The organism is Roseitalea sp. MMSF_3546, assembly GCF_030732865.1.
Lineage (GTDB): Bacteria > Pseudomonadota > Alphaproteobacteria > Rhizobiales > Rhizobiaceae > Roseitalea.
In genome coordinates this window covers 110,027-123,632 of sequence record NZ_JASHKB010000001.1, presented here as the reverse complement: position 1 = coordinate 123,632, position 13,606 = coordinate 110,027, and the positions used below count along the sequence as shown (strand labels likewise).

At 67.4% G+C, this 13,606-nt stretch carries 12 protein-coding genes; 3 read left to right on the top strand and 9 right to left on the bottom strand.

Annotation, left to right across the window (positions count from 1 at the left end; genetic code table 11):
* Positions 1 to 9: 9 nt before the first annotated feature.
* The 3 genes from RBB34_RS00610 to RBB34_RS00600 all read right to left on the bottom strand — a co-directional run bounded on the left by RBB34_RS00610 (position 10) and on the right by RBB34_RS00600 (position 2,373).
* Positions 10 to 690 (bottom strand): hypothetical protein, encoded by a 681-nt coding sequence (locus RBB34_RS00610; protein ID WP_306117238.1) that lies wholly within the window; start codon positions 688 to 690, stop codon positions 10 to 12.
* 84 nt (positions 691 to 774) lie between these two features.
* Entirely contained in the window at positions 775 to 1,995 is a 1,221-nt protein-coding gene (locus tag RBB34_RS00605; RefSeq protein ID WP_306117237.1) for a Coenzyme F420 hydrogenase/dehydrogenase, beta subunit C-terminal domain, read from the bottom strand.
* Between the two features lie 84 nt (positions 1,996 to 2,079).
* Positions 2,080 to 2,373, bottom strand: a complete 294-nt coding sequence (locus tag RBB34_RS00600; RefSeq protein WP_306117236.1) for a hypothetical protein — start codon at positions 2,371 to 2,373, stop codon at positions 2,080 to 2,082.
* A gap of 137 nt (positions 2,374 to 2,510) precedes the next feature.
* Between RBB34_RS00600 and RBB34_RS00595 the strand changes: the two genes are divergently transcribed.
* Positions 2,511 to 3,434 carry a LysR family transcriptional regulator gene (locus RBB34_RS00595; RefSeq protein ID WP_306117235.1) on the top strand — a complete coding sequence of 308 codons (924 nt, stop codon included), beginning with the start codon at positions 2,511 to 2,513 and terminating at the stop codon, positions 3,432 to 3,434.
* Between the two features lie 54 nt (positions 3,435 to 3,488).
* Here RBB34_RS00595 and polA read toward each other — a convergent pair whose 3' ends face one another.
* Entirely contained in the window at positions 3,489 to 6,506 is a 3,018-nt protein-coding gene (gene polA / locus RBB34_RS00590; RefSeq protein WP_306117234.1) for a DNA polymerase I, read from the bottom strand.
* Between the two features lie 199 nt (positions 6,507 to 6,705).
* Here polA and RBB34_RS00585 point away from each other — a divergent pair, with 199 nt between their 5' ends.
* Entirely contained in the window at positions 6,706 to 8,655 is a 1,950-nt protein-coding gene (locus RBB34_RS00585; RefSeq protein ID WP_306117233.1) for a L,D-transpeptidase family protein, read from the top strand.
* A gap of 102 nt (positions 8,656 to 8,757) precedes the next feature.
* Here RBB34_RS00585 and RBB34_RS00580 read toward each other — a convergent pair whose 3' ends face one another.
* The 5 genes from RBB34_RS00580 to RBB34_RS00560 form a co-directional block, all read right to left on the bottom strand.
* Positions 8,758 to 9,129 (bottom strand): septal ring lytic transglycosylase RlpA family protein, encoded by a 372-nt coding sequence (locus RBB34_RS00580; RefSeq protein WP_306117232.1) that lies wholly within the window; start codon positions 9,127 to 9,129, stop codon positions 8,758 to 8,760.
* Between the two features lie 48 nt (positions 9,130 to 9,177).
* Entirely contained in the window at positions 9,178 to 10,062 is an 885-nt protein-coding gene (locus RBB34_RS00575) for an SDR family NAD(P)-dependent oxidoreductase (RefSeq protein ID WP_306117231.1), read from the bottom strand.
* Positions 10,055 to 11,185, bottom strand: a complete 1,131-nt coding sequence (gene queG, locus RBB34_RS00570; protein ID WP_306117462.1) for a tRNA epoxyqueuosine(34) reductase QueG — start codon at positions 11,183 to 11,185, stop codon at positions 10,055 to 10,057. Before queG ends, RBB34_RS00575 begins: the two co-directional genes overlap by 8 nt.
* A gap of 78 nt (positions 11,186 to 11,263) precedes the next feature.
* Positions 11,264 to 11,953 (bottom strand): glutathione S-transferase family protein, encoded by a 690-nt coding sequence (locus RBB34_RS00565; RefSeq protein WP_306117461.1) that lies wholly within the window; start codon positions 11,951 to 11,953, stop codon positions 11,264 to 11,266.
* 70 nt (positions 11,954 to 12,023) lie between these two features.
* A complete protein-coding gene (locus RBB34_RS00560) occupies positions 12,024 to 12,968 on the bottom strand; it encodes a carbohydrate kinase (protein WP_306117230.1) in 945 nt (314 codons plus the stop codon).
* A gap of 266 nt (positions 12,969 to 13,234) precedes the next feature.
* On the opposite strand from RBB34_RS00560, the gene RBB34_RS00555 reads away from it, so the two are divergent.
* A complete protein-coding gene (locus tag RBB34_RS00555) occupies positions 13,235 to 13,603 on the top strand; it encodes a potassium channel family protein (RefSeq protein ID WP_306117229.1) in 369 nt (122 codons plus the stop codon).
* Positions 13,604 to 13,606: the final 3 nt, after the last annotated feature.

Sequence of the window (13,606 nt, the reverse complement as noted above, 5' to 3'; positions counted from 1 at the left end):
GGCCGGTGTTCAGCCGCCGCGGCGCCAGAGCGTGACCGGCGTGCCGTCGGCCAGGCTGCCGGAGAAGTAGTTGATGCCGTCGCGGTTGAGCGTTGCCACAACCGTGCGCCGATCCGATGCCAGCAGTTTCAGCGTGGTGTCGTAGCCGGTGAAGCTGCGCCCGCCCAGTTGCCAGCGTGCCGCATTGGAGACGAGCGAGGTGCAGCCGGACGGCTCGAGCGCGCCGGCGTTCGAGGACTGGCCGGCGAGATTGACCCCCGAGGATATGTCGATGCGGCAGCCGCAGTCGGGCGCGCCGTCGGTGATCGTCCAGCTTCCCTTCAGATCCTGCTCGGTGCGGATCGTGTTCCGTGCGAGCCCGCCGGCGACCGCCGCGCCCAGCCCGCCGCCGAAACGGCCGCCGATATTGGCGATCACGTTGCGGCTGACATTGCGGCCGACATTCTTGGCGACCGCGTTCTGGGCGAAATCGGCGCCCTTGGCGGGCTTGGGCGGCGGGCCGCCGGCAATGGTCATGGCGCACTGACCGCCCGAAGCGGCCGGTGCGGCGGCCGCGAATGCATCGGCGCTGATCGAGGTGGTCCCGGCGGTCGCCGCGCTCTCGGAGCCGCCGAGCGACGAACAGGCCGAAAGTGCGGTCATGGCGCCGAGCGCGACAAGCGCGCCGGCCAGTTTCGTGTGTGGTTTCATCCCGTTGCCCCCGGACTGCCCTTCTCGTGCCGGGAACGGTAGACCCGGTTACCGAAAGGTAAACCACCCGTTCAGGGGGTGCCTTCAGTCTTCGGAGGATTTGGCCGGGCGCTCGTCCTCGGTCGGGTGCAGGCCGTATCTGCCCACCAGCGCCCAGACATGGTCCGGTACCATGTGCTTGATCGCCGCCGGGCGCCGGCGCCGCAGATGCAGAACCGTCTCGATCGCCTTCATTTCGAGGCGCGCGCGGGCGAATTCGAGCCCGCGCGGCCCGGTGCGCGGCTGCAGCCAGGAAACGATGCCACGCAAGAAATTCGGCATGCGGCGCAACGGCAGGCCGCCGGCGGCGCGCTCGGTGTTGACCATGAAGCCCTTGACCGGCGCCGTGCGGTCACCTTTCGAGCCGGGCGCAGACAGTTCGATCTCGCCGGCCAGAAGGTCGAGGATGGCCGCCCCGCGCGCGTTGCGCACGATCAGCCACTGGTCGCCCTGACCGCCCATATAGCCGACCGTGATGTCCGAAAGGGCGTTGGTGTAGTCGACGCAGGTCCGGCAGGTCAGCGGGAAGAAATCGGCGGGCAGATCGGCGATCGGTAGCTTGAGGAACGGAATCTCGCGCACGCGGCCATCGTCGTAGCGCAGTTCGACCCGATAGTCGGCGCGAAATTCGAGATAGCAGATCGTCTCCGGCGCCGGGTCGAGCCGGGCCAGGAAGGCATGGAAATTCTCTGTCGTCGTGTTGTCCGAGCATGGCGTGCCGACGACATAGACCGCCTCGAAGCCCAGCTCCGCCTCGAGCGCGCGCAGCGCATAGACCTGGCAGGGAATGCCGATCACCGCGATGCGCCGATGGCCGGCGGCACGCGCTGGCTCGAGCAGCGACAAGAGCGGCGCGAACCCCATGCGCATGCCGCGGCACTGCGCCATGTCCTCGGACCGGGTGACAATCACCGGCACCGGCTTCCAGCGGTCGTCCGGATCGGGCCTGACCGCGAGCACCGCATCGACCATGCCCGATTCCAGCATCGCCTCGCCAAGGCGCGTGGTGATGCCGGTCCACTGCGCGCCATCGCGCGGGGTGGCGAGCCGCGCCCGGTACATGCGGCGATGGACGCCGAAGAAAGCCTCGTCCGGCTTGTCGTCGGCGTTGCGCGGGCGGCCGTGCACGGCCGTTTCAAGGCCCGGATAGTCGGGCGCGATGAACTGGCACGCCCGCCCGCATCGCTTGGGGTCGGAAGAGCGCGAGATACCGCAATCGGTGCACAGCGTGCGATGCGGCGCAGGCCGCTGGTCTGGCGTCAACATGGGTTGACGTTAACCGCAATTGCGGCGCGGGACCAGCCGCTCGCGCCGATGCAATCGAGTCGACGGGTTTGCGGGCGGCCGGGCCTAGCGACCGAGGCTGTAGCGCGCCCGAATTCGCTCCAGCTCGCGGCATGCATTGACATGCATCGGTAGATGCCCCGCCCATATCACATCGCCGCGGGTGATGCCGAGATCGTCGTAGAGCCAGTCCTCGTGGTCGAGCACCTCGAGGAGCGCCTTGCGGTTGGCCCGCTCGCGCCGCCGCTGGGCGAGGGTGACGCGGCGCATGTCGAGCCAAAGCGCGGCGTGGCGGGCAAGGCGGCGGAGCCAGCCATCGGGGCTGTTGGCCTTGATGAAGCGCGTGTCGTGAACGGTCATTGGCCAGGTCCTTTCGGATCTTCGTGTCAGCATGCGGCGCGACGAACGCGCCGTGGGCTGGACAATGGCGTGCCGGCATGCTTCAATCAAACGAAACGATTTGATGTCGGTGATCAACAATTCTGAATGGAGACTCCATGACCGTCCATGACGCCAGACGGACCCCGAACCGGACGCCCGTGGATATCGACCTGCTGCGAACATTCCTCGCCATTGCCGAGACCGGCAGCTTTTCGCGCGCGGCCGAGCGTGTGTTCCGCACGCCCTCCGCCGTTTCGATGCAGGTCAAGAAGCTCGAGGAAGTGTTGGGCACCAGCGTCTTCGAGCGCGATTCGCGTTCGGTGAAACTGACCGTGAACGGGGAGATCCTGGTCGGATACGCCCGGCGCATCCTGGCGCTGTCCAACGAGATGCTGGCGCAGTTCGTCATGCCGGACGTGCGCGGCACGGTGCGGCTGGGAGCGCCGGACGATCACGGCGAACGGGTGCTGCCACAGGTTCTGAGCCGTTTCGCCGAGAGCCATCCGCACGTGGCCGTCGACGTCGTGATCGAGAATTCGGAGAACCTGATACCGCGCTTCGAGCGCGGCGAACTCGACGTCGTGATGTACAATTCCAGCCAGGCCCATGCTCTCGAACCGGGCGCCCAGGTGCTGATCGAGGAATCGCTTGTCTGGGCCGGACTCAAGGGAGGCTGCGCCTGGGAGCGCGATCCGCTGCCGGTGTCGATGTGGGAGGAAGGCTGCTCCTGGCGCGCCAGTGCGGTCGAGGGCCTCGGCCGGATCGGCCGCGATTACCGCATCGCCTACAAGAGCGCCCACACATCGGCGCAAATGGCGGCAATTCGCTCCGATCTCGCCATCGCGCCGCTGCCCATGTCCTATGTCAAGGCGCCGGCGATCTGCCTGGGCGAGCGGCAGGGCCTGCCCGAACTGGCGTCCTGCCAGACACGCTTGCGCGCGCGGGGGGAGGCCGATGACTGCATCTCGGCCGTGGCCGACCATATCATCGCGTGCTTCGAGGCCATCAAGTCGGGCGAACTGGATTGCGGCTGCGACTGAGGTGACCGTACATGCGCGCGCCGGACACCGCCGGGCGCGCCGGGCGGCGCGGCCTCAATGCGCCTCGTCCCAGTCGTCGGCGGCGTTGGCGTCGACGGCGAGCGGCACGGCCATGGCGACGGCCGGCTCGGCGGCGCTTTCCATGATCCGCTTGACGACCGGCGCGGTCAGACCGACTTCGTCTCGGGGCACTTCGAAGATCAGTTCGTCATGCACCTGCAGGAGCATCCTGGCGCTCAGCCCGGCCTCTTCGAGCGCCGGCTGCATGCGGATCATGGCGCGGCGGATGATGTCGGCGGCCGAGCCCTGGATCGGCGCGTTGATCGCCGCGCGCTCGTTGAAGGCGCGCACCTGCGGATTGGACGACCTGATCTCCGGATAATGCGCCCGGCGACCGAAGATGGTCTCCACATAGCCGTGTTCGCGCGCGAACGCCTTGGTGGCATCCATATAGTCCCTGATCCCCGGAAAGCGCTCGAAATAGGTCTTGATGTACTCGCCCGCCTCCGAGCGCGGGATGGAGAGCTGGTTGGCGAGGCCGAAAGCCGAAATGCCGTAGATGATGCCGAAATTGATCGCCTTGGCGCGACGGCGCACCTCGCCAGGCATGCCCTCGATCGGCACGCCGAACATTTCCGAGGCGGTCATGGCATGGATGTCGAGCCCCTCGGCGAAGGCCTGCTTGAGCTGGCCGATATCGGCGACATGGGCGAGCACGCGCAGTTCGATCTGACTGTAGTCGGCCGAAAGCAGCTTGTGGTCGGGCACGGCCACGAAGGCGGTACGGATGCGCCGGCCCTCGACCGTACGGATCGGAATGTTCTGCAGGTTCGGCTCGGACGAGGAGAGCCGGCCGGTGGTCGTCGACGCCAGCGAATAGGACGTGTGCACGCGCCCCGTGCGCGGATCGATGAAGCCGGGCAGCGCGTCGGTATAGGTCGATTTGAGCTTGGTGAGCTGGCGCCAGTCGACGATGCGCCTGGGCAGTTCGTGCCCTTCGGCGGCCAGATCCTCGAGCACGCGGGCCGATGTCGCCCACTGGCCGGTGCGCGTCTTCGTGCCGCCGGGCAGGCCCATCTTGCCGAACAGGATCTCGCCGAGCTGGCGCGGCGAGCCGATATTGAAGCTCTCGCCGGCCAGTTCGTGGATCTCGGCCTCGATGGCGGCGGCCTTCTGCGCGAACTCGCCCGATAGCCGGCTCAATATCTGCCGGTCGACGCTGATGCCATACGCCTCCATGCGGGCGAGCACATTGACCATCGGCCGCTCGAGCCGCTCGTAAACGGCAGCCAGACCCTGCGCGACGAGCCGCGGCTTGAGCACCCGCCACAGCCGCAGCGTGATGTCGGCATCCTCGGCGGCGTAGCAGGTCGCCTCGTAAAGAGCGATCCTGTCGAAGGTGAGCGCCTTCTTGCCGGTGCCGGCAATGTCCTTGTAGGCGATCGGCTTGTGGCCGAGCCAGCGTTCGGCGAGCGCATCCATGCCGTGCCCGTTCGTGCCCGCATCGAGCACATAGGAGATGAGCATGGTGTCGTCATGGCAGGCGATGTCGACGCCGTGGCGGCGCATGACCAGGATATCGTATTTGATGTTCTGGCCGACCACGAGGATGGACGGATCCTCGAGCAGGGTCTTGAGCCGGCTTAACGCCTCTTCCATCGGCACCTGGTCGGCGAGCAGCCCGCCGGCGCCGAGCAGGTCGTCCGCGCCGTCACGATGGGCGAGCGGCACATAGGCCGCCTCGCCCTCGGCGTGGCACAGCGAGAAGCCGACCAGATTGGCCTGCATCGCATCGAGCGAGTCCGTCTCGGTGTCGAAGGCGACCGTGCCGGCCTGGCGGGCCATGTCGAGCCAGCGGTCGAGCGTTCCAAGATCGCGGATGCACACATAGGCATCGGGGTCGAACTTCGCGGTCGCGGCCGCTTCGGCGCGGGCATTGGCGAGCGCCGATGGCGTGCCCTCCTGGCCGGCCGTGCCGTCCGCCTCGCCCTCTCCGCGCGCGCCGGATCCATCCTTTTGACCGTTCACGCCCGATGCGGATCGAGGGCTCGCTTCCTTGTGCCCGCCTGCGGGGAGACGATCGCCCGAAGATCCGATGCCGGCGCCGGTGTCCAGATCGGGCCCGCGCGCCGCCGCGCCCCATTCGATCTCGATCTCGGCCGGTGCGATTTCGGCGGCATCGGTTCCTGTGGCCTCGGCGACGCGGCGCGTCAGTGTGTTGAACTCCATCGCCTTGAGAAACGCGATCAGCTTCGGCCCGTCCTGGCTGTCGAGCGCCATTTCATCGAGCGGAACCTCGACGGGCGTGTGCGCGTCGAGCTTGACCAGTTCGCGCGACAGCCGCGCCTGGTCGGCGAATTCGATCAGGTTCTCGCGCCGCTTCTTCTGCTTGATCCGGCCGGCGCTGGCGAGCAGCGTTTCGAGATCGCCATATTCGGCGAGCAGTTGCGCGGCGGTCTTGGGGCCAATGCCCGGCACCCCCGGCACGTTGTCGGTCGGATCGCCGCAAAGCGCCTGCAGATCGATCATCTTCTCGGGGCCGACGCCGAACTTCTCGATCACCGCCTGGCGGTCGATCTGCCGGTCCTTCATTGTGTCATACATGGACACATGGTCGGTAACGAGCTGCATCAGATCCTTGTCGGACGACACGATCGTGGTGTCCGCGCCGATGTCCTCGGCCATCCGGCAATAGGCGGCGATGATGTCGTCGGCCTCATAACCCTGCATCTCGATGCAGGGCAGGCCGAAGGCGCGCGTCGCCTGCCGGATCAGCCCGAATTGCGGGATCAGATCCTCGGGCGGCTCGGTGCGGTTGGCCTTGTAGTCGGCATAGAGCGTGTTGCGGAACGTCTTGGCGGAATGGTCGAAAATGACCGCCAGATGGGTGGGCGTGACGCCGACATCGGTGTCGCGCGCATCGACCAGCAGCTTCCAGATCATGTTGCAGAAGCCGGCCACCGCCCCGACCGGCAGACCGTCGGACTTGCGGGTCAGCGGCGGCAGGGCATGGAAGGCGCGGAAGATGTAGGCCGACCCGTCGACGAGGAAAAGATGATCACCCTTCTTCATGGCGAACGCTTAGCGCGCGCACCGCGTGCCAGCAATCACAAAGCCGCGAAGCGGCGCGTTTGCGGCGATTTTGTGTTGCATCGCTGCATCGTTCAGGTTTCATTCACAATGCTTAACTCAATCTTCACGCCATGGGCACTTTATTGGGCGCGCCTGGTTGATAGAGTCGGGCATGGGGCAACCAATCCGGAGAAGATCCGTGGCGTTCACATCGATTTCGCGTTTCGTGCTGGTCCTGGCCGTCGTCGTAACCGGCCTTTCCGTTTCACCGCCGGCCATGGCGGACCAGGTGCAGCTTCATGAGCTGCTGTTCAATCGCGACAAGCGGCAGGAGTGGCGCGAACGCAGGGAACGGGCGCAGCGACCGCAGCGCCAGGTGCAGCGCTCGGCGCCACGGCGCGCGCAACGCGCCCAGCCGCGCCGCACGCAGACCGCGCGCCGCCCCGCGCGGCAGATCCAGAAGGTAAGCGGGCCGCAATACTACACCTACAGCGCACCGGCGGTGAGCTGGGTCACCCTGGCCTCGCTGGTGCCCGATATCGAGCCGACGGGCTCGATCGCAAGCGACGCGGACGCCTTGCCGCCCATGGTGGTGCTGACGAATGACCGCTTTGCGCAGGCGCTCGAGCATGTGCCCGACATCGATGTAGGCCTGGAGGATCCCGTCGCCGAGGCGGTCCGGGCGCATTATGCGGGCAACCCCGCCTTCCTGTGGGTCGAGGGCATGCATGCCAGCGCCACCGGCCGGCAGATCGCCGAACTGGTCAACGATGCCGCCGCCCATGGCCTCCAGGCCGAGCACTACGCGGTCGACCTGCCGCCCGCCGGCTGGTCGATGGACGACCCGGCCAGCCGCTACAGCGAACTGATGGCCTTCGAACTGACGCTGACCGCCAATGCGATCCGCTACGCGATGGACATGAAGGACGGCGCCATCGATCCCAACAAGCTGTCCGGCTATCACGATTTCCCCGGCGAGCGGCTGAGCGCGAAGGCGGCGATGTTCGCGCTCGCCAATGCGCAGGACCCGGTCCGCTGGCTGCGGCGGCTGGAGCCGCGCCAGCCCGAATATGCGGCGCTCAGAAACGAGTTGAGGCGCCTGCAGACAACCGAACTCGAGCCCATCGTGATCCCCGAGGGCATCATGATGCGGCCCGGCACGGTTGATGAGGGCCTGCCCATGGTGATGCGCGCGGTCGAACGCAAGATCCGCGACGAGACCCGGCAGAAGCATGCCGAGACCCTGGCCGCCTATGACGGCGGAACGGCCTATGAGGGCGCGCTCGTCGAACTGATCCGCGACACCCAGCGTGACCTCAACCTAGTCGCCGACGGCATCGTCGGGCCGAAGACGGCGAGCCGGCTGACCGAGGCGACCGTCGAAAGCCGGATCGACAAGGTCAGGTTCGCGCTCGAAAGGCTGCGCTGGCACCCCGAGGAGTTCGGCGACCGGCATGTGGTGATCAACCAGCCCGAATATCGCGTGCGCTATTTCGAGGGCGACGAGACGGTGCTCTCCATGCGCGCCATCGTCGGCAAGCCTTCCAACCAGACCTATTTCTTCTATGACGAGATCGATCACGTGGTCTACGACCCCTATTGGGGCGTGCCGCAGTCGATCATCGTCAACGAGATGCTGCCCAAGCTCTGGCGCGACCGCAGCTATCTGGACCGCAACGGCTATGTCGTGACCACCCATTCGGGCACGAAGGTCGCCTCATCGGCGATCAACTGGCGCCAGTACAACGGGCCGGTGCCGTATAATGTGCGCCAGAAGCCCGGTCCCTCCAACGCGCTGGGCGAGTTGAAGATCATGTTCCCCAACAGCCATGCCATCTACATGCATGACACCCCGGCCAAGAACCTGTTCGAGCGCAGCAGCCGCGCCTACAGCCATGGCTGCGTGCGCCTGCAGGATCCGCGCGCCATGGCGGCAGCGGTGCTGGGCAAGTCGGTCGAACATGTGCAATCGCAGCTTGGCGGCTATGAACAAGTCGAACGGCTTCAGACCCGCGTGCCGGTCTATGTCAGCTACTTCACCGCCTGGCCCAACGACACCGGCGAGATCGGCTACCACGCCGACATCTATGAACGCGACGACTATCTGTCGCGGGCGTTCGACGCTGTGCGCACCGCGCGCACGAGCTGAGCGGTTCTCCCGCAGGCGCCAAATACCGAACACGCATTTGATCCGAAGGCCCGGCGCGCACGCGCCGGGCCTTCTTCATGTCCCGTTCCTGCCGTGCGGCGGTCAGCCGACGCGGCTGATGCAGGCGGACACGACGCCCGAGTTCACCATGCCCAGCTTGCGGGCCGCACCCTTGGACACGTCGATGATCCGGCCCGCCACGAAGGGCCCGCGATCGTTGATGCGCACGACCACGGAGCGGCCATTGGCGCGGTTGGTCACCTGGATCCTGCTGCCGAAGGGCAGGCTCTTGTGCGCGGCGGTCATGCCTTCGGGGTTCATCATCTCGCCGGACGCGGTTTGCGAGGTGAGCGCATACCAGCTCGCCTTGCCGCATTGATCGGCCGCCGAGGCGGCGGTCGCGCCGGCCGCCATCAGGCCGACCGCCAGGGTTGTCGCGCACGCGGCGCGCATCGTCCTTGTCTTCACTGTCATCGTTTGCCAATTGTCTCCTTGGTTGGACAAGCGGCGCGAACGAACCGATCAGGCCCCGGCCTGCCAGCTTCCGTCGTCCCACATCCGGCGCAGCGCCGTCCGGTAGTCGGGATGATCGAAGGAAAAACCGGCCTGCCTGATCCGCGCGTTCGAGACCCGCTTGTTCTCGCCGTAAAAGGACCGGGCCATTGGTGACAATGTGGCGGACTCGAAGTCGATTTCCGGAGGCGGTTCAACTTTCATAACATCGGCTGCAAAAGCGACAACGTCCTGTGGCGGCGCGGGGCAGTCGTCGGTGACGTTGTAGATGCCGTCCGCGCGCCGCTCGGCGAGGAAGGCGAGCGCCCGGGCGATGTCGCGGACATGGATGCGGTTGAACACCTGGCCGGGTTTGACCAGCCGACGCGCCCGGCCGGCCTTCAGATTGGCAAAGGCATTGCGGCCCGGCCCGTAAATGCCCGAAAGGCGAAGGATCGCCAGCGGCGTGCCGCGGCGTTCGGCCAGGTCGCGCCAGGCATTCTCTGCGCCAAGACGCTGGATCGAGCGCTGCGAGACCGGGCGCGGGCGCGTGCCCTCGTCGACCCAGCCGCCATCGTGATTGCCATAGACGCCCACGGTGGACAGATAGGCCAGCCATTGCAGATGCGGCGCGGCGGCGATGGCCTCGCCCGCCGCCTGGATCACCGGATCGCCGGTCTCGTCGGGAGCGATGGAGATGACGATGTCGGTGGCCCGCGCGATGGCTCGCGCCAGATCGTCTGTGATCGCCGCGCCGTCGAAGATCACCGGCGCGATCCCCGCAGCCTCGAGAGCCCCTGCCTTGTCGGCGCTTCGCGTCGTGCCGATCACGGCGTTGCCGCGTTCGGCCAGCAGCCGGCCATAGGCCGTGCCCGAAAACCCGGCGCCGAAGATCACGGTGACGGCCTCATCCATGCGGTTGCACCTGCGTTGCATGTCGGTCGAGCGCGTGCGCCCATTCCTCGCGCACGGTCTCGTCGGCCTCGGCTGCGCCATGGCGCAGATGGGCGGCCCGCACCGCGTCGGGATCGGCAAGGCGGGCAAACGCCCAGACCGCGGCGCCGCGCACCAGCGGTGCCTCGTCGCCGAGCAGGCCCTCGACGTGCGCGATGAGTGCAGGATCGTCGCTGTTGCCGGCGGCGATCAGGCAATTGCGGACAAAGCGCGCCCGGCCGATGCGCTTGATCGGCGAGCCGGAGAAAAGCGCGCGAAACGCCGCGTCGTCGAGCGCGAGCAGGCGGGCGAGCGGCGGTGACCGAAGGTCCTCGCGCGCGCGCAGCCTGGCCTCGCGCGCAATGCCGGCGAACTTGTTCCATGGGCACACGGCCAAGCAGTCGTCGCACCCATAGACGCGGTTGCCCATCGCCGTCCGGAACGCGCGCGGGATCGGTCCCTTGTGCTCGATGGTCAGATAGGAGATGCACCGCCGGGCATCGAGGGTGTAGGGCGCCGGAAAGGCGTCGGTCGGGCAGATGTCGAGACACGCGCGGCACGAGCCGCAATGGTCGGTCTCGGGCACGTCGACGGGCAGCTCCATGTCGGTGAAGATCGCGCCCAGGAAGAACCACGATCCCAGATCGCGGCTGAGCAGATTGGTATGCTTGCCCTGCCATCCGAGCCCGGCCGCCTGGGCCAGCGGCTTTTCCATCACCGGCGCGGTGTCCACGAAGACCTTGACATCGGCGCCGGTGCGCGCGGCGAAGCGGCCGGCGGCCTGCTTGAGCTTGCCCTTGATGACGTCGTGATAGTCGCGGTTCTGCGCGTAGCACGAGATCGCCGCCCGGTCGCGCCGCCCGAGCGCGTCGAGCGGGTCGGTCTCAGGACCGTAATTCATGGCGACCATGACCACGGTCCGCGCGGCCGGCCAAAGCGTGCGCGGATCGGCGCGGCGGGCCCGGGTCGTCGCCATCCACTCCATGGTGCCGTGCCGGCCGGCCCGCAGAAACGCATCGAGCCCCTCGGCGGCGCCGGGCGGGCTTTCGGCGCTCGCAAAGCCGACGGCGCCGAAGCCGGCCTGCCGCAGGTCATGCGCCAGCATGGCGCGCGCCTGCGCCGCCCGGTCGTCGTGCTGTGGGGTTTGCGGTGCCGCCATGGCCGGAACCTATGGCCCCGCCGGTCAAAAATCGAGGTCGGCGTAATGGGAAACCGGTGGCAGGCCGCGCACGCGCTCGTTGAGCAGCGGCCGGAAGGAGGGGCGCGACTTGACGCGGCTGTACCAGTCGGGCGCGTGCTGGGCCTCGGCCCAGGGCACTTCGCCCATATAGTCGAGCACCGAGATCGCCGCCGCGGCGGCCAGGTCGGCCAGCGAGATCGTCTTGGCGCCGAGCCAGTCGCGCGTGCCGGCGAGCCAGTCCAGATAGCGCATGTGCTGGCGCATGTTGGCGCGGGCGCCGCGCAGCGCCGCCGAGTTGGGCGAGCCGCCGCCGGACTGGGCCGGCATTTCGAGCTTGAAGACGCGTTCGCGCACCAGCGCGCGGGTGACGTCGCTTTCCAGCTTGACCAGGAACCAGTCGACCAGCCGGCGCACCTCCGCCCTGGCCAGCGGATAGTCGGGCATCAGCCGGCGGTCGCGCGCCATCGCGCCGCGCGTTTCGTCGAGATATTCGGCGAGCGGAAAGGCGCCGACGACCGGATAGCCGCTCTGGTCGACGAGCACCGGCAGCGACGCACCGGGGCTGATCGCCAGAAAGGACGGGCGGCGCTCCCAGGGGCGCTCCTCGTACAGTTCGACATCCACGCCATATTCGGAAAGCATCAGCCTCACGAAGCGTGAGGATGCCGACATGGGGTGGTGATAGAGGATCATCTTGGCGAGGCCCGGCGTCACGAATGTATCGTGATACGGATTTGCACGATCCGACGCAATATCGATCGCATCAGGGCGAAAAGGCGGCGATCTCGGCAAGCGTGGGCAGGTCGGCGCCGCGTCGCGTGCAGGTCAGCGCGGACGCCTTGACCGCGAACCGCGCCAGTTCGACGATATCGACATCGCGGGCCGCCCGGCGCCGCGCCGCGGCGTGCGCCGTCAGGCGATGCAGGCTTGCGGCCATGAAGGTGTCGCCGGCCCCGACCGTGTCGACCGTGTCGACCTCGATGCCCGGGACATGGGTGAGCCGTCCGTCGGCGCTGGCGGCGATCGCGCCGTCGGGGCCGCGCGTGATCAGCGCGATGTCGGCGCCGGCGACGAGCGCCTTCTCGGCGAACCATTCGAGCGGCTTGCCGGGCCAGAGCAGGCCGATATCCTCGTCGGACGCCTTCACGATGCCCGCCAGCGGCAGCATCTCGTCGATGCGCTGGCGCCACAGGTCCAGATCGGCGACGACCATGGTGCGCACATTGGGGTCGAACGAGATGAAGCGCCGTTCGGCCTCGCGCCGTGCCAGCGTGCGCAGCGCCTCGCCGACCGGCTCGAACACGGTGGCGAACGAGCCCAGATGAACGATCGCGATGTCCTCGCCGAGGGCGGCGGGCAGTTCGCCGACCTGAAGCGAGCAATCGGCAGTGCCCTTGCAGTAGATCGAATAATGCGGGTGACCGCTGTCGTCGGTCTCGATCAGCGACAGTGTGGTCGGGTTGTCCGTGGGCACGCAATAGGCGTCCGAAATGCCGTTCTCGGCCATGAAGGCGCGCATGCGGCGGCCGAGCATGTCGGTGGAGACGCGCGTGAACAGCGCGGCCGGCGTGCCCATGCGCACCAGGCCGAGCGCGACATTGAGCGGCGAGCCGCCAAGGACGCCGTCGACGGTCACCGCGAACCGTTTGCCGCCGGCATGGTCGCCGACGAACATGTCGTAAAGCGCTTCGCCGCAGGTCAGGATCATGGTGCACCCGGCAATCGGGAGCGCCGTCGCGGCGCTCGCAAGGAAACGGTGGTGCCGGCACGAATCGCGCACCCGGCGGCCTGGCCCATTGTCTACTTTGCGCGCCTCGTCATGCAAGCGCGTCGTCGGCCTTGCGAACGCCCGATGCCGGAAAAGCGCGGTGCGGGCAAGACAAACGCCGTTGACTGTTGCATCAATTGATGCTGGCGCAACGGTGCACCGTGTCAGCGGGTTGCTGACGGGAACTCACGGAAAGGAGGCCAGCCATGCCGGGCGTGCGGATCGCCTTCGTTGCCAGCGCTCTGATGATCATCCTTGCCAGCGGCACCGTGTTCTTCCGCCTCGTGGAGGGTTGGAGCTGGGTGGACAGCTATTTCTTCACCGTGGTGACCCTGTCGACGGTCGGCTATGGCAGCCTCGTGCCGCAGACCGTGCTCGGCAAGATCGCGACGACCGCCTTCATCTTCGTCGGCCTTGGAATCTTCGCCGCCGCGATCCAGCAGATCGCGACCTTTGCCACGACCAGCCAGGAAGAACGGCGCGCCAGGCGGCGACTGCGCCGGGCGCAGCGGCGCAAGGCGCGCAAGCTGATCGGCGACGATGATGTCGCCCAGACCGAGCGCGAGGAGGCGTAGCGT